Raw genomic sequence first — 20,429 nt, 5'->3', positions numbered from 1 at the left:
GAGACCCCCACCGCGGACGAGAGGACGACCACCCCGTGACCAGAAACCGCGAGATCCACCTGGCCAGCCGCCCTCAGGGCTGGCCCACCGAGGACACCTTCCGGCTCATCGAGACCGACGTCCCGACGCCGGGCCCGGGCCAGATCGTGGTCCGCAACCAGTACATGTCGGTCGACCCGTACATGCGCGGACGGATGAACGACGTCAAGTCGTACGTGCCGCCGTTCGCCCTCGACGCGCCGCTCGACGGTGCCGCGATCGGCGAGGTGGTGGCCAGCGCGGCGCCGGACGTCGCCGTCGGGACCACTGTCCTGCACGGGCTCGGCTGGCGGGAGTACGCGCTGCTCGACGCCACCGCCGCCCGGCCGGTCGACCCAAGCGTCGCGCCGGTCAGCGCGTACCTCAGCGTGCTGGGCATGACCGGGCTGACCGCGTACGCCGGGCTACTGGAGGTCGCCGCGATGAAGCCCGGCGAGACGGTCTTCGTCTCCGCCGCGGCCGGTGCGGTCGGCAGCCTGGTCGGCCAGATCGCCAAGCTCAAGGGTGCCGGCCGGGTGGTCGGCAGCGCCGGCTCCCCGGCCAAGGTCGAGCGGCTGCGGGCGCTGGGCTTCGACGCCGCCTTCGACTACCACGACGGGCCGGTCCGCGAGTCGCTGCGGGCGGCCGCCCCGGACGGCGTCGACGTCTACTTCGACAACGTCGGCGGCGATCACCTGGAGGCCGCCATCTCGGCCATGAACCTGCACGGCCGGGCCGCGATCTGCGGCATGATCTCGCAGTACAACGAGACCGAGCCGGCGGCCGCGCCGCGCAACCTGGCGCTGGTCATCGGCAAGCGACTCACCCTGCGCGGCTTCCTGGTCAACGACCACAACGACATGCGGGCGGCGTTCGTCCGCGACGTCGCCGGCTGGCTGCGCGAGGGCACGCTGTCCTACGACGAGACGATCGTGGACGGCATCGAGAACGCTCCGGACGCGTTCATCGGCCTGCTGCGTGGCGACAACCTCGGCAAGATGCTCGTCAAGGTGTGACCCAGGCCTCGTTCACGGCGGTCGACCCGATCGGGTCGACCGCCGTGCCGTTGGCGGAGGATAGGCTCGCGGCATGACGGTGGCGGTGCGCGTGATCCCCTGCCTGGACGTGGACGCCGGGCGGGTGGTCAAGGGGGTCAACTTCCTCGACCTTCGCGACGCCGGCGACCCGGTGGAGTTGGCCGCCGCGTACGACCGGGCGGGCGCGGACGAGCTGACCTTCCTCGACGTCACGGCGTCCTCGAGTGACCGGGGCACCATGCTCGACGTGGTGCGCCGCACCGCCGAGTCGGTGTTCATCCCCCTCACCGTCGGTGGCGGGGTCCGGCAGGTCGCCGACGTCGACACGCTGCTGCGTGCCGGGGCGGACAAGGTCGGCGTGAACACCGCCGCCATCGCCCGCCCCGAGCTGATCGCCGAGATCGCCGACCGGTTCGGCCGGCAGGTGCTCGTGCTCTCCCTCGACGTGCGTCGGTCGCCCGACGGCGGCACGCCCAGCGGCTTCGAGGTCACCACCCACGGCGGTCGGCGCGGCACCGGAATGGACGCGGTGCGGTGGGCGCAGCGGGGCGCCGAGCTGGGCGCGGGGGAGATCCTGCTCAACTCGATGGACGCCGACGGCACCAAGGCGGGCTTCGATCTGGAGCTGATCGCCGCGGTGCGCGCGGTTGTGGACGTGCCGGTGGTCGCCAGTGGGGGCGCCGGTGAGGTGGCTCACTTCCCGCCCGCGATCGGCGCTGGTGCGGACGCGGTGCTCGCCGCCAGCGTCTTCCACTTCGGCGAGCTGACCGTGGCCGAGGTCAAGGACGCGCTGCGGCACAGCGGCCACCCGGTGCGCTGAGCCGGTCAGTGCCCGCCGGAGTGCCCCTCCGGTGACCGTCGGGGCGTCGGGATCGAACGGACCGCGTATTCCTGGACGGCCGCGGCGTGGTCGGCCTCTTCCAGGATCCATTCGGCGCTGCCGGGTGCGTGCCGCCGGGTCAGCACGCCCTGCACGGTGTCCACCATGGTCGCCACCCCCGCCCGAGGTCGGGTGCGCCAGAGCTGCTCACCCTCGGCGGTGATCCGGAACCAGCCGTCGGCGACGCTCACCAGCCCGGCGCCGACCAGCCGCTGGATCGCGGCCTCCACCTCGTGCCGCTGCGGGATCGCGTGGTTGAGGTGGTCGGCGGTGGAGAGCACGTCGGTCAGGCGGACGCCCTCCGGCCGTCGACTCGTCGCCGACCGATGGTGCCGTCCGGCTCCGCTCGCGATGACCAGCGACACGAAGATCCAGGCGTCCGTCCAGCGCCAACCGTTCTCCCCCATGCAGAGATGATGACGGCGCGCGTCGCGGAAGGGAACACCCACCCTCCATCCGGCACAGAGGACCACCGCCGCGTGCCGGTTCGCGAACGGTCGGTGAGGGCTCAGCCGGTGGGAGCGGCCGGGGCGGTGCTGCCTGGTCGCGGCACGTCCGCCTCCGCCGGCGGAACGGCGGCGCCGTCGGACACGGCGCCGTCGGTGACGGTGGCACCGTGCGCGGTGGCGTCGGACACACTTTCCTCGGGTACGGCGAACGGCGGGATGAAGAGCTGGGCCAACGGACCGATGGCCAGCGCGTATGCGACAGTGCCGAGGCCGACCTTGCCGCCGAGCAGCCAGCCCAGCGCCAGGACGGTGACCTCGATGACGGTGCGCACCAGCCGCACCGACCAGCCCGGCCGGCGGGCCACGAAACCGGTCATCAGCCCGTCACGTGGGCCCGGACCCAACCGGGCACCGAGATACATGCCGGTGGCAGCGCCGTTGGCGACGATCCCGGTGACGAGCAGCCCGATCCGGACGCCGAGGGGGCCACCGGCGGGCAGCAGGGCCAGTGTGGCGTCCACGACCAGACCGATCACCACGACGTTGCTGATCGTGCCGAGACCCGGCCGCTGTCGCAGCGGAATCCAGAGCAGCAGCACCAGAGCGCCGACGCCGATGGTGACGGTGCCGAACGAGAGCCCGGTCAACCTGGAGAGGCCCTGGTGGAACACGTCCCATGGGTCGAGGCCCAGGTCGGAGCGGACCATCAGGGCCATGCTGACGCCGTAGAGGACGAGCCCGAGGTAGAGCTGGACCAACCGTCGAACCGGCCGGTGGCGCAGATTGCCAAGCAATGCCATGCATGCCACCCTAAGTGCCAATCCACGTCGAGGAAGAAGCCAATATCCGGGGAGTGGCTATGACGGGTCAGGTGCGCGGCGTCCAATTGGCGCGTCTGCTCGGTCAGTGGCACGCGTTGCCGGGCCGCCGACGCAGCCCCGACTACGCCGCCCTGGCCGGCGCGGTGCGCGGTCTGCTCGCCGACGGTCGTCTGCCGCTGGGCGTTCGCCTTCCCGCCGAACGCGAGCTGGCAGAGGCGCTGCGGATCAGCCGGACGACTGTCACCGCCGCCTATCGGCACCTGCGCGAGACCGGGCACCTGGCCAGCCGCCGGGGCGCGGGCAGTTGGACGATGCTGCCCGGCAACCACCGGGTGGCGAGCACCGGCCTGTGGACCCCGTTGGACGACCGAGACATGATCGACCTCGGTGCCGCCGCGCCCGCCGCCCCACCGCAACTGCTGGCGGCGGCCCGGGCCGCCGCCGAGGACCTGCCCCGCTACCTGGGCGGAGCCGGTTACCACCCGACCGGCATCATCGAGCTGCGCGAGGCCGTGGCCGACGGCTACACCGCACGAGGGCTGCCCACGTCGGCCGACCAGATCATGGTCACCAGCGGCACCCAGCACGCACTGGACCTGGTGCTGCGGCTCGCGCTGGCCCCGGGCGGCAGTGTGCTGGTCGAGTCCCCGACCTACCCCAACGCGCTCGCCGCGCTGGCCGGGCGACGGGCCCGGATCACCACCCACGGTCTGGCCGCCGACGCCGACGGCTGGGAGCCCGACCTCCTGTTGGGCAGCCTCCGGCAGACCCGGCCCAAGCTGGCCTACCTGATTCCGGAGTTCCAGAACCCGACCGGGCACCTGATGCCCGCCGCGCTGCGCGAGCGGGTGGTGGCCGCCGCGCACGCGGTCGGCACCGATCTGGTCATCGACGAGTCCTTCGTGGACCTTCCGCTGGACGGCACCGAGCTGCCACCCCCGGTCGGCGTCTACGACCGGCACAGCCGCGTGATCAGCATCGGCGGGATGAGCAAGGCCTACTGGGGTGGTCTGCGGATCGGCTGGGTGCGCGCCTCTGCGCCGCAGGTGCAGCGGCTGGCCGCCGTCCGGGTCGGGGTGGACATGGCCAGCCCGGTGCTGGACCAACTGGTGGCGGTGCACCTGCTCGCCGAGGCCGACGCCATCGTCGCCGATCGTCGCGTCGAGTTGGTCGCCCAGCGCGACGCGCTGCTCGGCGCGCTCGCGCACCGCCTGCCGGACTGGCGGGTCACCGTGCCCCGGGGTGGCGTGACGCTCTGGGCCGAGTTGGACGGTCCGGTCTCCAGCGCGCTGGCCCGCGCCGCCGAGGAGGTCGGCGTACGACTGGCACCCGGCCCCCGGTTCGGCCTGGACGGCACCCTGGAACGCTTCCTGCGGCTGCCGTTCACCCTGCCCGCCGCGGACCTGGTGGAGGCCGTGGGGCGGATCGCCGCGGTGCGGTACGACCTGGACCGCACCGGCCGGCAGCGATGGCGGGAGCCCGCCGTCATCGCCTGAGCCGTCGCCGAACCGACCACCGGCCCACGATCGTCGGGCCAGCGCCAGATCTCTCCACGGTATGAAGGAATGCACCTTTCGCCCCATCTTGGCTGCCACAATCTCCTGATGGGCGAGGGCGGGGGGATGCGCGGGGTCCGCCGGAGCGCGCCGGGCTCACGGGCAACCCCGCTCGAACTCTTCTACGACCTGGTCTTCGTCTTCGCGTTCCTGCACGTCACCACGGCCACCGCCGGCAATCCGACCGCCCGGGGCCTGGTGCAGTGCCTGGTGCTGCTGGCCCTGCTCTGGTGGTGCTGGTCCGGGTTCGCCGTGCTGGGCAACCTGATCCGTACCGACCAGGGCATCGTCCCGGCGGTCGGCTTCGTCACCATCGCCGCCGCCTTCGTGCTGGCGCTGAGTCTGCCGAAGGCGTTCGTCGACCGTCCCGGTGGGCTGTTCGGCCCGCTGGTCTTCGCGACCTGCTACTTCGTGGTCCGGGTGAGCGAGACGGTGATCTTCCTGTGGATCGGTCGCCGGAACCGCGACGTGCGTCGGCGCTGGCAGATGCTCGCCCTGCCGGCGCTGGTGGCCACGGCCCTCATCGTGGCCGCCGGGCTGCTGCCGCAGCGGCTCTTCGACGGAACAGCCGAGTCGGTGGCCCGCCTGCTGTGCTGGATCGCGGCCCTCGGTGTGGAGTATGGAGCCGGCCTCGCGCTGCGGGGCACCGGGTGGACGGTGCTCTCCGCCGGGCACTGGGCGGAGCGGCACGGTCAGATCGTCCTGGTCGCCCTCGGCGAGACCATCATCGCGCTCGGGTTCAGTCCCGACGAGACAGTTGGTCTGCCGCTGACCTGGCCGGTGCTGTTCGCCGCGGTCCTCGGCGTCGCGGTGGTCGCCGCGATGTGGTGGGCGTACTTCGACACCCTGGCGCTCGGCATGGAACAGACCCTGCACCGCACTCGTGACCCGGACGCCCGCGCCATCCTGGCCCGGAACGCCTACAGCTACCTGCACCTGCCGGTCATCGCCGGCATCATCCTGTTTGCGCTCGGGCTCAAGGGGCTGATCCACGAAGGCGCCAATCCGAATACGCCGAGCTGGGGCATCCCGCTGCCGAGCTTCGACCTGTTGGCGCTCTACGGTGGGGTCGGGGTCTACCTGCTCGCGCTCATCGTGCTCGGCCGACGGATGCTCGGCGCCCCCCGCTGGCCCACGGTCGGCGGGATCCTGCTGCTGGTCGCGCTGGTGCCGGTTGCCGGGTCGCTGCCCGAGCTGATCGCGTTGGGAATGTTGGCCCTGGCCACGATGCTGGCCGTGGCCGCACAGACGGTCGTCGACTCGCGGCGCCGGGCCGGCGTCCGGCAGATGGCGTTCGAGGAGCAGCTCGCCGCGGAAGAGGAACACACGAGGTGGCGGGGCCGCCACCTGTGAGGGCCCCGTGCCGGCTCTCCCGCCGACACGGGACCCTCGGCCGGCTCACAGTTCGGCGAGCGTGCCCGCGTACATCTTGTCGATCTGGGCCGCGAAGTTGCTCTCCACACCACGTCGCTTGATCTTCAACGACGGGGTGATCTCGCCGTCCTCGATCGTCAGGTCGCGCGGCAGGATGGCCACCTTCTTGATCGTCTCCCAGCGGTTGAGCTTGGCGTTGAGCTGGGCGACGTACTCCTCGACCATCGCCTGGGCCTCCGGCGAGGCCACGATCTCGGTGTAGCTGCGCCCCTCCAGCGGACCACCGGCGACCCAGCCCCGGATCGCGTCCGGGTCCAGCGTGACCAGCATCGTGCAGAAGTTGCGGGCCTGACCGACGACGACCGCCTGCGAGGTGTACGGGCAGATCGCCTTGAACATCCCCTCGATGTGCGACGGCGCGATGTACTTGCCGCCCGAGGTCTTGACCAGGTCCTTCTTGCGGTCCGTGATCCGCAGGTAGCCCTGCTCGTCCAGGGTGCCGATGTCACCGGTGCGGAAGAAGCCGTCCTCGGTGAACGCGGCGGCGGTCTCCTCCGGCAGGTTGTGGTAGCCGCGCATCACCGGCCGACCACGCACCAGGATCTCCCCGTCGGTGTCGATCCGGCACTCCAGGTCACCCATCGCCCGGCCCACCGTGCCGATCTGGAGCCCGGACGGCGGGTTGACGAAGTTGCCGGCGCTGGTCTCGGTCAGGCCGTAGCCCTCCGAGATCGGCAGGTTCGCCGCGGCGAAGAAGGTGGCGATCTCCGGGCTGAGCGGAGCCGCGCCGGACACCAGCACCCGCATCCGGCCGCCGAGGCGGGCCTGGAGCTTGCTGAACACCAACTTCTCGGCCAGGCCGTAGCGCAGTCTCAGCCCGCCCGGCACCGGCTTGCCGGCCTGCTCCAGGGTCACCTTCTCCTTGCCGACGCCGACGGCCCAGGCGAAGATCTTCGCCTTCGCGCCGCCACCAGCCTGCGCGGTGGTCACCGCCCGGTTGTAGACCTTCTCGAACACCCGGGGAGCGCCGCACATCAGCGTCGGGCGGATCACCGACAGCAGGTCGACCAGCTTCTCCACCCGCCCGTCGACATAGGTGGGCAGGCCGACGTGGATGGCACCGCAGAGCAGCGTCTTGCCGAACGAGTGGGCCAGCGGCAGCCACAGGTACTGCAGGTCGTCGTCGCGCAGCAGCCCGACCTCCGCCTGCGCCACGGCCTCCCAGCACCAGCCGCCGTGCAGCAGCTCGACGCCCTTGGGTCGTCCGGTGGTGCCGGAGGTGTAGATCAGGGTGGCCAGGTGGTCCGGGCCGATGCCGGCCACCAGCATGTCGATCAGATCCGGCTCGGCGGCCAGCGCGCGGGTGCCCCGCTCCTCCAACTCGGCGAGGGTCAACTGGGGGATCGCCGCGGTCTGGTCGGTGTCGCCGTCGAGGAGCACCACGTGGGTCAACGCCGGCAGGTTGGCGCCAGCGATCTTCGCCGCCTGGGCCGGGTTCTCCGCGAAGAGCACCTTCGAGCCGGAGTCGGCGATGATGTACGTCGCGTCCGCCGGCTCGGTGGTCGGGTAGACGGTGGTGGTCGCCCCGCCGGCGCACATGATGCCGAGATCGGCGATCACCCAGTCCAGTCGGGTGTTGGCGAGGATCGCGACCGGGTCTTCCTGGCCGACGCCCAGGCCGTGCAGGCCGGCGGCGACCGCCTTGGCGCGCTGGCCGACCTGCTCCCAGGTCAGCCAGACGGGCCCCGAGTCGTCGGGGGCGGGGGACGCGAACGCGTTCCGGTCGGGGGTGGCCGCCACGCGCTTGAGGAACATGTCCGGGATGGAACGGTACGGTACATCGAGAGCCATCGCTGTAGCCGCCTTCGGGGGTGGTGGCGTGACGGTCGTCACGTCATGATGGTTACCGAAGAGTATTGCGTGGCACCGTGCATCGGCTAGCCCTGGTGATCGTCCGTCCGGCCCAACGCACCGACCGGTACGCGGAATCAGGCGTACCGGGCAGCCACGACTGACCAGTCGTAGGTGGCCCGGACCCAGTTGCGCCGGGTGGCCACCGCGTGGGTCATCTCGTCGTTCCCACTGGACAGCAGCGCCTCCTCCGCTTCCAGGTACGCCGCCAGGCTCTGGTTGAACCGGTTCGCCACGACCCGCAACGCGGTCGCCTCGTCCCCGGCGGTGCCCTGGGCGATCACCGTGACCAGGTTGTGCGCCTCCGGATCGGCCCGGCTCTCCTTGCCGTAGGAGAAGAGGTCGTTGCACCAGCAGACCAGGTCCACCGCCAGCAGATCCAGTGCGAGCAGCGCCGGGTTGGCGCGCTGGATCGCCCCGAGGGGCCGCGCCGATGCCAGGTCGGTCAGGGTGAGGCAGGGGTGCACGCCGCCGATGTGCCGGCGCAGTTGGACGTACTCCGCCACCTCCGGCACACGCCGACGCTCCCGGTTGGTCGCCTCCCAGAGCAGTGCCAGCAGATATTCCCGCATCTGGCTGACGAACCGCAGCAGCAGCGCCGCATGGTCGTCGTGCAGCCGGGTCCGGCGGCACAGGTCGTGCAACGCGTCACCCAGGGGTCCGACGGCGGGCGGTGGGACGTCCGGGTTGCCGTACCGGTCCAGCACGTCGAGCAGGGTGCTGATCGCCGGTCCCAGGCGGACCGGGTCGGCGCCGAGACCGTCCTCGTCGCAGGCGTCGTCCATCACGAAGAGCCAGCTGATCAGGTCGGTGAGCAGTCGCAACCCGTCCACCGAGCCCGTCGGGCAGGCGCGGCCGGCCAGGCCGGCGGCGTCGGCCCGTTGCAGCCGACGAACCCGTTGGCTGGAATCGATCAGCCCGAAGGTCTGGGCCCACTCGATGCTCTCGTCCGCCACCCGTTCGGTGGCCTCGTGGCGACCTACGGGAAACGGGGGCTCCCGCAGCGCCGAAATCGCGAAACTCCGCACAGTCCGCCCCCACTCGTCGCCGCTCGGCAAGGAGCGGCGCGGTGAAGCGTACGTGAGGAGGTATCAGCCTTCCTCGCTGGGTGTGGGGCATTCCACAGTAGATTGGTGACCTTTTCGATGCAGACCGTCACATTCCCAGGCTGGCGGTCCGCAGGCGTCGGACGGCCTCCGGTGGGCCGTCCAGTTGGACCCGGGCCACCCGTTGCCGACCGGAAAGAAACAGGACCAGCTCGGCCGGAGCGCCGACCACCCGAAGCGGCTCGCCGCCCCGGCCGACGGAGAGTTCGCCGTGACCGGGCGCCTGCACGTAGAGGTCCGCCGGAAAGCGGCGCAGCGTCAGCCGGGCCATCGGGGAGGCACGCTTCCAGAGCGCAGCCTGGAGGCCGACCGGCAGGTCGCGGGGCTGCCACCCGGAGCCGGCCCGCCGCACGTCCTCGTGATGGATGAAGAACTCCATCATGTTGGCCAGCTCGTCGGTCAGCCGGTTGCTGACCGGACTCCAGAACGGCGGGTTGCGCACCTGCGCGACCAGGTCCGGATAGGGCCCCGCGGCGAGGCGGAGACGGACCCGCTCGGCATAGCCGCGCAGCGGCGGCAGCACGAGGCCCCCGGCCGCGTCCGGGCGGCGTTCCCGCAGCACCAGGTGTGCGGCGAGGTCACGGGTCGCCCAGCCCTCGTTGATCGTCGGGGCGTCCGGCCCGAGGGCCAGAAGGAGGTCGGTCAGCGCATCGCGCTCGGCTCGGGCGTACCGCGGCATGGCCCGATCGTAGGCCCGGCGACTGATTGTCGCGCCACAACGGGCGCCAGGTCGATGTCCGCCGTTCGCCCCGTCCGGTACGTGATGGTCGACATATCCCGTCGGGGTCGGCGGTGCTGGCCCGGACCGGTAAGGATGAGGGAGATAATTGCGGCTTACGGCGGGGGAGAGTGTGGCGAGCAGGACAAGTCGGGACGTGCTCAGCCGAGGGCTGGGGGTCCTGCGGCAGGCGATCCGCGAGCAGCCACGGATCTTCACCGTCGCGGTCGTGGGCAGCGTGCTCTTCGGCGGGATGATCATCGTCAGCGCGCGGGTCGTCGGGTCGGTCATCGGCGAGGTGGCGCTTCCGGCCATCGAACGCGGCGAGGTGGGCGCTGGCACCCTGGCGCTGGCGGCGACCGCGTTGTTCGGGATCAGCGTGCTGCGGGTGGCGGGCATCTTCGGCCGTCGGCTCGGTGCCGGCTACATGCAGTACCGCCTCCAGGCCTCCTACCGCCGCCGGGTCACCCGCCGGTACCTGGAGCTGCCGCTGTCCTGGCACCACCGCAACTCCACCGGCACCCTGCTGTCCAACGCCAACTCCGACGTGGAGGCGGCCTGGTACCCGATCGCGCCGCTGCCCTTCGCCGTCGGCACGCTGGTGATGCTGGTCGGCGCGATCGTGTCGCTCTTCGCCACCGACTGGGCGCTCGCCCTGGTCGGCCTGGCGGTCTTCCCCGCGCTGTTCGCGCTCAACGTCGTCTACTCCCGCCGGATGGCACCCCGGCAGGCCCGGGCGCAGCGGCTGCGCGCCGAGGTCAGCGGCATCGCCCACGAGAGCTTCGACGGCGCCCTGGTGGTCAAGACGATGGGTCGCGAGGCACAGGAGACCGCCCGGTTCGCGGGCCGCGCCGGTGAGCTGCGCGATTCGTTGATCGCGGTCGGTCGGCTGCGCGGCGTCTTCGACCCGCTGTTGGAGACCCTGCCCAGCCTCGGCACCCTCGCCGTGCTGGTGGTCGGGGCGTTCCGGCTGCGCCAGGGCGCGATCAGCGTCACCGAGCTGGTCAGCGTGGCCTTCCTCTTCACCGTGCTGGCTTTCCCGGTGCGGGCCATCGGTTGGGTCCTGGCCGAGCTGCCGCGCAGCGTCGCCGGCTGGGACCGGGTCCGCCGGGTGCTCGACGCCACCGGCGAGATGCCGTACGGGCAGCGCGTGCTCGACCCGGCCAGCGCCGGCCCGGCCACCCTCACCTTCAGTGACGTGCACTTCTCCTACCCGCCGGCCGAGGCGCACCAGACCGGCGCGCAGGTCCTCGGTGAGGTCGGCTTCACCGTGCCGGCCGGTCGGACGGTGGCCCTGGTCGGGCCGACCGGCGCCGGTAAGTCCACCATCGCCTCACTGGCGGTGCGCCTCGTCGACCCGGACTCCGGCACCGTCAGCCTGGACGGGGTGGACGTGCGCGAGCTGACCGCCGCGTCGCTGGCCGGCACTGTGGCGCTGGTCGCGCAGGTGCCGTTCGTCTTCGACGACACGGTTCGCGCCAACATCGCCCTCGACCGGCAGGGCATCGACGACGAGGCCGTCTGGGCGGCGCTGCGGCTCGCCGAGGCGGACGGGTTCGTCGCCGCGCTCCCCGACGGCCTGGACACCATGGTCGGTGAGCGGGGCACCTCGCTCTCCGGCGGGCAGCGGCAGCGGCTCACCCTGGCCCGCGCGCTGGCGGGCCGGCCGCGCCTGCTGGTGCTCGACGACGCGACCAGCGCGGTGGACCCCCGCGTGGAGGCGGCCATCCTGGCCGGGCTGCGGTCGTCGACGGCCGAGCCGGGGGTGCCGGTCGCGTCGATCCTGGTGGTGGCGTACCGGCGGGCCACCATCGCGCTCGCCGACGAGGTCATCTACGTGGAGCAGGGGCGGGTGGTCGCCCGGGGCACCCACACCGAGCTGCTGGCCACCGTGCCCGGCTACGTCGACCTCGTCACCGCCTACGAGCAGGCCGAGGTCGACCGCGCGCAGGAAAGTTCGTACGGCGACGATGTCGCGCCGCTGCCCTCGGGCCTGGAAATCGAGGTGGACCGGTGAGCGCGAGGAGTGCAGCGAAGCGGAGCCCCGCAGTCGCGAACGAAAGGCGGGCCCGGTGAGCGCGACGGGGACGGATGACAAGCGGGAGGAGACGACCTGGCAGACCCTGCGCCGGGGTCTGGCGCTGTCGCCGGAGCTGCGGACCGGTCTGGCCGGCACGTTGGCCCTGGCGTTGGTCTACATGGTCGGTCGGGTGGCCGTGCCGGTCGCCGTGCAGCAGGGCATCGACCGTGGCCTCGTCGGTGGTCTTGACCTCGACGTGGTCTGGACGGTGGTGGCGATCACCACGGCGATCCTGGTGATCACGACGGTCTGCGGCTATCTGATGATGCGCCGGCTGTTCACGGTCAGCGAGACGGCGTTGGCCAACGTGCGGACGCGGGCGTTCCGGCACGTGCACGACCTGTCGATGTTGCACCAGCAGTCGGAGCGGCGCGGCTCGCTGGTCTCGCGGGTGACCAGCGACGTCGACCAGATCACCCAGTTCCTCCAGTGGGGCGGGGTGATCCTGCTGGTCAACCTCGGTCAGTTGGTGGTCACCACCGCCGTCATGCTGGCGTACTCCTGGCAGTTGACCCTGGTGGTGCTGGCCGCGTTCCTGCCGGCCGTGTTCGTCATCCGGCAGTTGCAGCAGCGCCTGGGCTCGGCGTACGCGACGGTGCGGCAGCGCACCGGCACGCTGCTCGGCGCGATCGGTGAGAGCGTCGTGGGTGCGCCGGTGATCCGGGCGTACGGCATCGCGGGGCGCACCGAGCGACGGTTGGACGAGGCCATCGACGGGCAGCGGCTGGCGCAGCAGCGGGCGATCCGGATCAGCATCGTGGGCAGCTCGGTCGGTGAGTTGGCCGCCGGGCTGGCGCTGGCCGGCGTGGTGGTGCTCGGGGTGATGCTGGGCGTGGACGGCACGCTGTCGATCGGCCAGCTGACCGCGTTCCTGTTCCTGGTGACGCTCTTCATCCAGCCGGTGCAGATCGCCACCGAGGTGCTCAACGAGGCGCAGAACGCGATCGCGGGCTGGCGTCGGGTGCTGGACGTGCTGGACGTCGCCCCGGACGTGGCTGACCCGGGGGAGCAGGGGCGGGAGCTGCCGAGCGGGCCGCTGGACATCCGCTTCTCGGGGGTGCGGTTCGCGTACCCGGGCGGTCCGCCGGTGTTGCACGACATCGACCTGGAGATTCCGGCGAAGAGCCGGGTGGCGGTGGTCGGCGAGACCGGCAGCGGCAAGACGACCTTCGCGAAGCTGCTGACCCGTCTGATGGACCCGTCGGCGGGCGCGGTGCTGCTGTCCGGGGTGCCGCTGGCGGAGGTCCGGTTCGACTCGCTGCGCTCCCGGGTGGTGATGGTGCCGCAGGACGGCTTCCTCTTCGACGCGACGGTGGGGGACAACGTCCGGTTCGCCCGACCGGAGCTGACCGACGAGCAGTTGAGCGCGGCCTTCACCGAGCTGGGTCTGTCGGACTGGTTGGACGGCCTGCCGGCGGGCCTGGACACTCCGGTCGGCGAGCGCGGCGAGGCGCTCAGCGTCGGGGAGCGGCAGTTGGTCGCGTTGGCCCGCGCGTACGTGGCCGACCCGGACCTGCTGGTGCTGGACGAGGCGACCAGCGCGGTGGACCCGGCGACCGAGGTGCGGTTGCAACGCACCCTGGACGCGGTCACCAGGGGCCGGACGACCCTCGCGATCGCCCACCGGCTCTCCACGGCGCAGGCGGCCGACGAGGTGATCGTCGTGGACCGGGGTCGGGTGGTGCAGCGGGGCCCGCACGACGAGCTGGTCCGCGACGCGGACTCGGTCTACGGCCTGCTCTACGCGTCCTGGCTGGAGCAGACCCGGTGACGTGATGCGCCGGTGTGGTGGACGTCGAAGGTCGGGTGCTCTAGGCTCCGGCTTAGGTAAGCCTAACCTTCGAAGGAGGTCGCGCCCATGCGGCCCAACCCCGCCGAGATCGTTCGTACCCTCGTCGCCGGCCGCCTGCCCGGTCTCGTCCACCTGGCCCACCGGCCCGGCCCGCACCACGCCCGGCACGTGACCGACCCGGACGGGCGGGTGCTGCTGCTGGTGCCGGTGGCCAGCCACCTGGCCGCCGCGCTGCAACCGGTGGGCGGGGGCAGCGACGTGGCGGTGGTGCTCGACGTGCTCGACCTGCCGCCCGCGGCCGGTGCGCCCGGTCTGGGTCGCGCCTGGGTCTCCGGGTGGGCTGCCGAGCTGCACGGCGACGAGGCCCGCCAGGCGGCGGTCGACTTCGCCGCGGTGGAGCCGACCGGGGACCTGCTCGACCTGGGCACCCGGTTCCGGCTGTTCCGCTTCGAGGTGGTCGAGGTCCGCTGGGAGCGGGCCGGCGCCGTGCACCGGGTCGACCCGGTCGAGTACGCCGAGGCCGAGCCGGACCCGGTGCACCCGGTCGAGGCGCGCCTACTGGCCGACCTCGCGGAGCGCGACAGCGCGCAGGTCACCGAGTACCTGCGCCGGCAGCTCGGGTTGACCGAGCACACCCCGGACGGGCCACCCCGGGTGGTGCGCATCGACCGCTACGGGCTGGTGGTCGCCCTCGGTCGACCGGGCGCCCGGCGCCGGATCCGGCTGGCCTTCCCGGGTCCGCTGGCCGACGCCGACGAACTGGGCTGGCTGCTCCCGACGCTGCGCCGACCGGCCGAGGCCGCCCGCCGCACTGAGCCGGTCAGCGGGACCGATCGCGGGTCGCGGCCAGCGCCCACGCCACCAGCGCCGGCTGACCGAGTAGGCGTAGCGCCCGCTTGCGGTCGGTGTCCAGCCCGAAGCCGTTCCGGCGTTCGACGAACTGGGCGATGTTGCCGGGGAAGACCCCGACGAAGAAGCCGGCGGCGGCCCGGCCGAGCAGCCGGCGGGCGGGTTGGCGCCACGTCGCCAGCAACGCCGATCCCAGCACGACCTCAGCGAGACCGGACACGACCACGACCTTGTCGACGTCGACGGGCAGCCAGGACGGCACCTGTGCCCGAAACTCCTGCCGCTTCGTCGTCAGGTGACCAACGCCGGTGCTCAGCAGGACAGCGCCGAGGGAGGCCTGACCGATGGCCTGCAGAACGGGTTTCGCCGGTTGGCTCATGATCCTGTTCCTGGGGCTCTGTCGAAGACTGGTTCCCCTACCATCTCCGATTCCGCACCGTTCAACCCTGCGAACCGGAGAGCCGGCCTGTCTCGACCGACCTTGCTGGACGGCTAGGGCCTGTTTCATAAGGCCGCCAGTTCTTATGAAACAGGCCCTAGGTCGGCAGGGGGCCGGTGAGGTAACGCTGGATCGTCGGGCCGATCGCGGCGACCAGGGTTTCCGGGTCCGCCGAGGCGACCGGCTCCAGACGCACCACGTGCCGCATCATGGCCAGGCCGATCATCTGGGTGGCCACCAGGGAACCGCGCAGCGGCAGTTGGGCCGGATCGACGTCGAGCTGTTCGAGCACCCGCCGCAGGACCTGGGTGGTGACGAACTCGCGCAGCAGTCGAGCGGTCCACTCGTTGCTCACCGCGGAACGCAGCAGTGCCTGGGCGGCGCTGCCCGCCGGTGAGTCCCAGACGCCGAGGAAGGTGCGCACGAGTCGCTCACCGGCCCCGTCCGGGTCGCCCGCGATCACCTTCGGCACCAGCTCACCAGGGTCGACCGGAAAGTCCATCGCGGTGAGGAAGAGCTGGTCCTTGCTGCCGAAGTAGTGGTGCACCAGCGCCGGGTCGACGCCTGCCGTGCCGGCGATGGCGCGAATCGAGGCGGAGTCGAAGCCACGCTCGGCGAACGCCGTGCGCGCCGCGTCGAGGATCGCCTCCCGGGTGTCCGGGTTGCCGGGTCGCCGGCCGGTCCGCCGCGTCATCGCCGCCCTTCGTTCGTCCACCTGGGCAGCCGTGGGCCGGTCCGCCCACGGCTGCCGCAGCCTCACCCGCTGCGCCGACGCAGGGTGGCCGCCGCGAGCACGAGCGCGAGCACCACCGCCCCGAGCACCACCGCCACGTCCCGCCACATTCTGCCGGTCGGCTCGGCGTGGGCACCGACCTCCTGCAACGCCTCGATGGCGTACGACAGGGGGAAGGCGTCACTGAGCGCCTGGAGCCAGCCGGCCATCTGGTCGCGGGCCACGAACAGCCCGCAGAGCAGCAGTTGGGGGACCACCACGACTGGCAGGAACTGTACTGCCTGGAACTCGGTGCGGGCGAAGGCGCTGCACAGCAGCCCGAGGGCGACACCGAGCACGGCGTCGACGACGGCGATCCCGATCACCAGACCGATGCTGCCGGCGGTCTCCAGGCCGAAGATCCAGTACGCCACACCGGCGGCGACCGCGGCCTGCACCGCGGCGGCCAGCCCGAACGCGATGCCGTACCCGAAGAGCAGGTCGAGCTTGCCCAGCGGTGTGGTGAGCAGCCGCTCCAGGGTGCCGGAGGTGCGTTCGCGGAGCATGGCGATGCTGGTCACCAGGAACATGATCACGAAGGGGAAGATGCCCAGCATCACCAGCGCGATCCGGTCGAACGTCGTCGGCTGCCCGGGCGGGGTGGGCTGGTCGGAGTACATGAAGTAGACCAGGGTGAGCAGGGCGGCCGGCACCACCACGAGCAGCGCGATGGTCCGCCGGTCGTGCCGGAGCTGGCGCAGGATGCGGCCGGTGGTGGCCGCCAGGATCCGCGGGTTCATGACTGCTCCTGTCCGGCTGTCGTGGCGGTGCTGGTCGGGTCTGCCTCGCCGGCCCGGATCAGGCGCAGGAACGCCTCGTCCAGGTCGTCGACACCGGCGGCGGTGCGGATGGCGGCCGGGCTGTCGTCGGCGATCAGCCGCCCCTGGCGGATCAGCAGGAGCCGGTCGCAGCGGGCCGCCTCGTCCATGACGTGACTGGACACCAGCAGGGTGGTGCCGGCGGCGGCCATCGCGTGGAACCGGGCCCAGAGGTCGGCCCGCAGCACCGGGTCCTGACCGACGGTCGGCTCGTCGAGGATGACCAGCTCCGGCTCGCCGACCAGCGCGCAGGCCAGGGAGGCCCGGCTGCGCTGGCCGCCGGAGAGGGTGGCGACCAGTTGGCCCGCCGCGTCGGCAAGCCCGACATCGCTGACCGCGCGGTCGGCCTCGACCCGCCCCCGCCCGTACAGGGCGGCGAAGTAGCGGGCGTTCTCCCGAACCGTCAGGTCGGCGTAGACGCTCGGCGCCTGGGTCAGGTAGCCCACCCGGTGGCGCAGTGCCGGGGTGCCCGCCGGTTGGCCCAGGACGGTGATCTCCCCGCCGCCGACCACCTGCACGCCGACCACCGCGCGCATGAACGTGGTCTTGCCGCTGCCGCTGGGGCCGAGCAGACCGGTGACCGCCCCGCGCGGGACGCGGCAACTGATGCCGTCCAGCACCCGCCGCCCGCCTCGGTCGACGACCAGGTCGCGGACGGCTATCGCGTCGTCCATCGCGCACCTCCAAAGAAACTCATCATTCGTTGAACTCAACGCTAGATGAAATACCGATCCGGGCGCAACGGCCAAGACCCGTGTCCGACTGCCCGCCGTCACGAAGAGCGTGAGAACGGGCAGTATGCTCCGGACCGGACACCGAGTCCGCCAACGGGCATTGCGCGCCGATCGGACGTACGGCACGATGGCGCGGTGGGTCACGCTCCGTTACCGAACAGCGGTTTTCTTGAGGACTGGGCCGCGCGGTTGCGGCAGGGCGCCGAGCGGCCGGTCGTCGGCATCCTCCTGCGCGGCAGTCACGCCCGCCGCGCCGCCACCGCACACAGCGACGTCGACCTCGACGTGCTGGTCGGCGGTGCCCCGTACGCCGCCCGGCAGGCGTACCTGGCCGAATCCGCAGGCCGGGTCACCCACGTCTCGGTGGCCGCCCGTGACGTCCGCTCCTGGGTGCACCGGCTCGGCGAACCCGCCGACTGGGCGTTCGGGCTGCCGGTCACCACGCCGGCGCGACTGCTCTGGGCCGACCCGCACTGGCGGCCCCGGATCGATCTGCCGGTGCTCTGTCAGCCCGCCGAGCCACCCCGGTTGGAGGAGCTGATCGCCACGCTCGGTAAGACCGCCGCCGCCCGCGTCGCCAACGACCGCGTGGGGGTCCGGCTCGCCGTCGCCGACCTGGCCCGCCTCTGCCCGTCGGTGCTGCGCCCGGCCAACCCGTCGGTGCGGGTCCACTCCCGTCGGGCGGCCTTCGCGGCGGCCCTGGAACTGCCGGTCGCCCCACCCGGCTACCGGTCGGACATGCTGCTCTGCCTCGGGCTGCGCCCGGGCGCCACCGGCCAACTGTGGGCCGCCGCCGTACGGCTGGTCGCCGGCACACTGCCGCTCATCCGGCCGTACGCCGAGGAAATCGCCGACACGGCCGGCGCGGACCTGGCCGCCGCCCTGGTCGACGGTCGGCTGGACCGCTACGTGGCCCAGTTGGCCCGACCAGCCGGGCTTGCGCCGCAGTCCGGGCGGGAGCGGTCGCCGGTGCCCGCACCGCGTGCGGGACAATTCGTCACTGTGCCCGTACCTGACTCGCCGGTGACCGGCGTTCCCAGCGATCCGAGCGACCCGGTGGTGTCCGAGCCGGCTCGTCCGTCCCGGCTCGACCCGGCCATCGCGGCCCGGCTCCGCCGTTCCGCGGACGGCCTGGTGGCCGCCGTGGTTCGCGCGCACGACTCCGGCGAGGTGCTGATGGTCGCCTGGATGGACGACGAGGCGCTGCACCGCACCCTCACCACCGGCCGCGCCACCTACTGGTCACGCAGCCGACGCGAATACTGGGTCAAGGGCGCCACCTCCGGGCACCACCAGTACGTCCGCTCGGTCGCCCTGGACTGCGACGGGGACGCGCTGCTGGTGAGCGTGGACCAGGTCGGAGCGGCCTGCCACACCGGGCACCGGACCTGCTTCTTCACCGAGCTCCCCGTCACCACGCCGGAGGCACGGTGAGCGCGGCGCGGTCGAGCCCCACAGCCGTGAACGAAAGGCAGACCCAGCCATGACCGACGGCATCGTCAGCCCCGATCTGGCCGCCTTCACCGAGCTGGCCACCCGCTGGCGGGTGGTGCCTGTCACCCGGCGGTTGCTGGCCGACGCGGAGACCCCGGTGGGGGTCTACCGGAAGCTGGCCGGCGGGCCGGGCACGTTCCTGTTGGAATCGGCCGAGCAGGGCGTCGGGTCCGCCGGCATGGCCTGGTCGCGGTACTCGTTCATCGGCGTACGCAGCAGTGCCACCCTCGTCGAGCGGGACGGCGTCGCGACCTGGCTCGGCCAGCCGCCGGCCGGGCTGCCCACCGAGGGTGACCCGATGCGGGTGCTGCGGGAGACGGTGGCGGCGCTGGCCGGCCCGGTAGGGGACCCGTCCGACGGTCTGCCGCCGTTGACCGGCGGCATGGTCGGCTACCTGGGTTACGACCTGGTCCGCCGTTTCGAGCGGTTGCCGGAGCTGACCGAGAACGACCTGGGTGTGCCGGAGCTGGGCATGATGCTCGCCACCGACCTGGTGGTGCTCGACCACTACGACGGCTCCGCGATCCTGGTCGCCAACGCGGTGCTGCCACCATCGGACGCCCCGGACCGCGCCCCGCAGGTGACCGCCGCGTACCACCACGCGGTCGGTCGACTCGATGCGATGACCACCGCGCTGTCACGGCCCATCCCGCCGATGATCTCCACCGTCGAGCGTCCGCCGGCCGGAGAGGTGCTCTGCCGTACGCCCGCCGACGGGTACCCGAAGGCGGTGGAGGCGGCCAAGGAGGCGATCCGGGCCGGTGAGTGCTTCCAGATCGTGCTCTCCCAGCGCTTCGAGCGGTCGATCCACGCCGACCCGCTGGACGTCTACCGGGTGCTGCGCACCAGCAACCCCAGCCCGTACATGTACCTGCTGCGCTTCGACGGGTTCGACATCGTCGGCTCGTCCCCGGAGGCACACCTGAAGGTCACCGGCGGCGAGGACGGGCGACGGCGGGCGCTGCTGCACCCGATCGCCGGCACCCGGCCGCGCGGCGGCACCCCCGCCACCGACGCAGCGCTCGCCCAGGAGCTGCTCGCCGACCCGAAGGAGCGGGCCGAGCACGTCATGCTGGTCGACCTGGGCCGCAACGACCTGGGTCGGGTCTGTCAGCCGGGCAGCGTGGAGGTGCCCGAGTTCGCCACCATCGAGCGGTACAGCCACGTCATGCACATCGTCTCCACCGTGACCGGCACGCTGCGGGACGACCAGACCGCCTTCGACGCGCTCGCCGCGACCTTCCCGGCCGGTACGCTCTCCGGCGCGCCCAAGGTGCGGGCCATGGAGATCATCGAGGAGTTGGAGCCCGTTCGCCGGGGCGTCTACGGGGGCACTGTCGGTTACTTCGGCTTTGGCGGCGACCTGGACATGGCGATCGCCATCCGGACCGCGCTCATCCGCGACGGCCGCGCCTACGTGCAGGCCGGGGCGGGGGTGGTCGCCGACTCGGACCCGGCCGCCGAGGACCAGGAGACGCGGAACAAGGCCGCCGCCGTGCTGGCGGCGATCGCGGCCGCCGAAACCTTGCGGCCTGCCAGGTGAGTGCGAGGAGTGCAGCGCAGCGGAGCCCCGCAGTCGCG

General features: G+C 72.2%; 17 protein-coding genes and 2 pseudogenes. 10 read left to right on the top strand and 9 right to left on the bottom strand.

Annotated elements, in window-relative coordinates; translation table 11 throughout:
* The first annotated feature begins 35 nt into the window (after positions 1-35).
* Both HNR22_RS10375 and hisF read left to right on the top strand, forming a co-directional pair.
* The gene (locus HNR22_RS10375; RefSeq protein WP_179780186.1) at positions 36-1,034 is read left to right on the top strand and encodes a zinc-binding dehydrogenase; all 999 of its coding nucleotides are present in this window, start codon (positions 36-38) and stop codon (positions 1,032-1,034) included.
* A gap of 73 nt (positions 1,035-1,107) precedes the next feature.
* Entirely contained in the window at positions 1,108-1,875 is a 768-nt protein-coding gene (gene hisF / locus HNR22_RS10370) for an imidazole glycerol phosphate synthase subunit HisF (RefSeq protein WP_141910516.1), read from the top strand.
* Positions 1,876-1,880: 5 nt separating this feature from the next.
* Here hisF and HNR22_RS10365 read toward each other — a convergent pair whose 3' ends face one another.
* Together HNR22_RS10365 and yczE are read right to left on the bottom strand one after the other, a co-directional pair.
* A complete protein-coding gene (locus HNR22_RS10365) occupies positions 1,881-2,342 on the bottom strand; it encodes a hypothetical protein (protein WP_179780185.1) in 462 nt (153 codons plus the stop codon).
* Between the two features lie 101 nt (positions 2,343-2,443).
* The gene (gene yczE, locus HNR22_RS10360) at positions 2,444-3,184 is read right to left on the bottom strand and encodes a membrane protein YczE (protein WP_179780184.1); all 741 of its coding nucleotides are present in this window, start codon (positions 3,182-3,184) and stop codon (positions 2,444-2,446) included.
* A 59-nt stretch (positions 3,185-3,243) separates the two neighbouring features.
* On the opposite strand from yczE, the gene yczR reads away from it, so the two are divergent.
* The gene (yczR, locus tag HNR22_RS10355) at positions 3,244-4,701 is read left to right on the top strand and encodes a MocR-like transcription factor YczR (protein ID WP_179780183.1); all 1,458 of its coding nucleotides are present in this window, start codon (positions 3,244-3,246) and stop codon (positions 4,699-4,701) included.
* 108 nt (positions 4,702-4,809) lie between these two features.
* The gene (locus tag HNR22_RS10350) at positions 4,810-6,114 is read left to right on the top strand and encodes a low temperature requirement protein A (protein ID WP_179780182.1); all 1,305 of its coding nucleotides are present in this window, start codon (positions 4,810-4,812) and stop codon (positions 6,112-6,114) included.
* A 45-nt stretch (positions 6,115-6,159) separates the two neighbouring features.
* Here HNR22_RS10350 and HNR22_RS10345 read toward each other — a convergent pair whose 3' ends face one another.
* The 3 genes from HNR22_RS10345 to HNR22_RS10335 form a co-directional block, all read right to left on the bottom strand.
* Positions 6,160-7,986 (bottom strand): AMP-dependent synthetase/ligase, encoded by a 1,827-nt coding sequence (locus HNR22_RS10345; protein ID WP_179780181.1) that lies wholly within the window; start codon positions 7,984-7,986, stop codon positions 6,160-6,162.
* A 137-nt stretch (positions 7,987-8,123) separates the two neighbouring features.
* Positions 8,124-9,074, bottom strand: coding sequence for a terpene synthase family protein (locus HNR22_RS10340; protein ID WP_179780180.1), 951 nt, complete (start codon positions 9,072-9,074; stop codon positions 8,124-8,126).
* A 127-nt stretch (positions 9,075-9,201) separates the two neighbouring features.
* Positions 9,202-9,831 carry a TIGR03085 family metal-binding protein gene (locus HNR22_RS10335; protein WP_179780179.1) on the bottom strand — a complete coding sequence of 210 codons (630 nt, stop codon included), beginning with the start codon at positions 9,829-9,831 and terminating at the stop codon, positions 9,202-9,204.
* Between the two features lie 172 nt (positions 9,832-10,003).
* On the opposite strand from HNR22_RS10335, the gene HNR22_RS10330 reads away from it, so the two are divergent.
* The 3 genes and pseudogenes from HNR22_RS10330 to HNR22_RS31330 form a co-directional block, all read left to right on the top strand.
* On the top strand, positions 10,004-11,887 hold the full coding sequence (locus tag HNR22_RS10330) for an ABC transporter transmembrane domain-containing protein (protein ID WP_179780178.1): 1,884 nt from the start codon (positions 10,004-10,006) through the stop codon (positions 11,885-11,887).
* A gap of 55 nt (positions 11,888-11,942) precedes the next feature.
* Positions 11,943-13,721 (top strand): ABC transporter transmembrane domain-containing protein, encoded by a 1,779-nt coding sequence (locus tag HNR22_RS10325; RefSeq protein ID WP_179780177.1) that lies wholly within the window; start codon positions 11,943-11,945, stop codon positions 13,719-13,721.
* An 87-nt stretch (positions 13,722-13,808) separates the two neighbouring features.
* Positions 13,809-14,552: pseudogene (locus tag HNR22_RS31330) on the top strand (DUF2470 domain-containing protein); the annotation flags it as partial.
* 10 nt (positions 14,553-14,562) lie between these two features.
* Here HNR22_RS31330 and HNR22_RS10320 read toward each other — a convergent pair.
* The 4 genes from HNR22_RS10320 to HNR22_RS10305 all read right to left on the bottom strand — a co-directional run bounded on the left by HNR22_RS10320 (position 14,563) and on the right by HNR22_RS10305 (position 17,294).
* Positions 14,563-14,970, bottom strand: coding sequence for a DoxX family protein (locus HNR22_RS10320; protein WP_179780176.1), 408 nt, complete (start codon positions 14,968-14,970; stop codon positions 14,563-14,565).
* Between the two features lie 157 nt (positions 14,971-15,127).
* Positions 15,128-15,724 carry a TetR/AcrR family transcriptional regulator gene (locus HNR22_RS10315; protein ID WP_179780175.1) on the bottom strand — a complete coding sequence of 199 codons (597 nt, stop codon included), beginning with the start codon at positions 15,722-15,724 and terminating at the stop codon, positions 15,128-15,130.
* A gap of 62 nt (positions 15,725-15,786) precedes the next feature.
* Positions 15,787-16,542, bottom strand: coding sequence for an ABC transporter permease (locus HNR22_RS10310; RefSeq protein ID WP_179780174.1), 756 nt, complete (start codon positions 16,540-16,542; stop codon positions 15,787-15,789).
* Entirely contained in the window at positions 16,539-17,294 is a 756-nt protein-coding gene (locus HNR22_RS10305; RefSeq protein ID WP_179780173.1) for an ABC transporter ATP-binding protein, read from the bottom strand. Before HNR22_RS10305 ends, HNR22_RS10310 begins: the two co-directional genes overlap by 4 nt.
* Positions 17,295-17,339: 45 nt before the next feature.
* Here HNR22_RS10305 and HNR22_RS31325 point away from each other — a divergent pair.
* The 3 genes and pseudogenes from HNR22_RS31325 to HNR22_RS10295 all read left to right on the top strand — a co-directional run.
* Positions 17,340-18,170 (top strand): annotated as a pseudogene (locus tag HNR22_RS31325) (hypothetical protein); the annotation flags it as partial.
* A 186-nt stretch (positions 18,171-18,356) separates the two neighbouring features.
* Positions 18,357-18,788 carry a phosphoribosyl-AMP cyclohydrolase gene (gene hisI, locus HNR22_RS31320; protein ID WP_343060035.1) on the top strand — a complete coding sequence of 144 codons (432 nt, stop codon included), beginning with the start codon at positions 18,357-18,359 and terminating at the stop codon, positions 18,786-18,788.
* Positions 18,789-18,837: 49 nt separating this feature from the next.
* A complete protein-coding gene (locus tag HNR22_RS10295; protein ID WP_179780171.1) occupies positions 18,838-20,391 on the top strand; it encodes an anthranilate synthase component I in 1,554 nt (517 codons plus the stop codon).
* Positions 20,392-20,429: the final 38 nt, after the last annotated feature.

It is taken from the genome of Micromonospora jinlongensis (assembly GCF_013410645.1).
Classification (GTDB): domain Bacteria; phylum Actinomycetota; class Actinomycetes; order Mycobacteriales; family Micromonosporaceae; genus Micromonospora; species Micromonospora zamorensis.
Note: the sequence above shows the minus strand (reverse complement) of the source record. Positions and strands in the feature narration are given on the sequence as shown.

Excerpts from the sequence above, each read along its gene's own strand:
- yczE (WP_179780184.1), bottom strand. The coding sequence starts at position 3,184 with ATGGCATTGCTTGGCAATCTGCGCCACCGGCCGGTTCGACGGTTGGTC.
- HNR22_RS10310 (WP_179780174.1), bottom strand. The coding sequence starts at position 16,542 with ATGAACCCGCGGATCCTGGCGGCCACCACCGGCCGCATCCTGCGCCAG.
- HNR22_RS10315 (WP_179780175.1), bottom strand. The coding sequence starts at position 15,724 with ATGACGCGGCGGACCGGCCGGCGACCCGGCAACCCGGACACCCGGGAG.
- HNR22_RS10350 (WP_179780182.1), top strand. The coding sequence starts at position 4,810 with ATGGGCGAGGGCGGGGGGATGCGCGGGGTCCGCCGGAGCGCGCCGGGC.
- yczR (WP_179780183.1), top strand. The coding sequence starts at position 3,244 with ATGACGGGTCAGGTGCGCGGCGTCCAATTGGCGCGTCTGCTCGGTCAG.
- hisF (WP_141910516.1), top strand. The coding sequence starts at position 1,108 with ATGACGGTGGCGGTGCGCGTGATCCCCTGCCTGGACGTGGACGCCGGG.
- HNR22_RS10305 (WP_179780173.1), bottom strand. The coding sequence starts at position 17,294 with ATGGACGACGCGATAGCCGTCCGCGACCTGGTCGTCGACCGAGGCGGG.
- HNR22_RS10345 (WP_179780181.1), bottom strand. The coding sequence starts at position 7,986 with ATGGCTCTCGATGTACCGTACCGTTCCATCCCGGACATGTTCCTCAAG.
- HNR22_RS10295 (WP_179780171.1), top strand. The coding sequence starts at position 18,838 with ATGACCGACGGCATCGTCAGCCCCGATCTGGCCGCCTTCACCGAGCTG.
- HNR22_RS10335 (WP_179780179.1), bottom strand. The coding sequence starts at position 9,831 with ATGCCGCGGTACGCCCGAGCCGAGCGCGATGCGCTGACCGACCTCCTT.
- HNR22_RS10320 (WP_179780176.1), bottom strand. The coding sequence starts at position 14,970 with ATGAGCCAACCGGCGAAACCCGTTCTGCAGGCCATCGGTCAGGCCTCC.
- HNR22_RS10365 (WP_179780185.1), bottom strand. The coding sequence starts at position 2,342 with ATGGGGGAGAACGGTTGGCGCTGGACGGACGCCTGGATCTTCGTGTCG.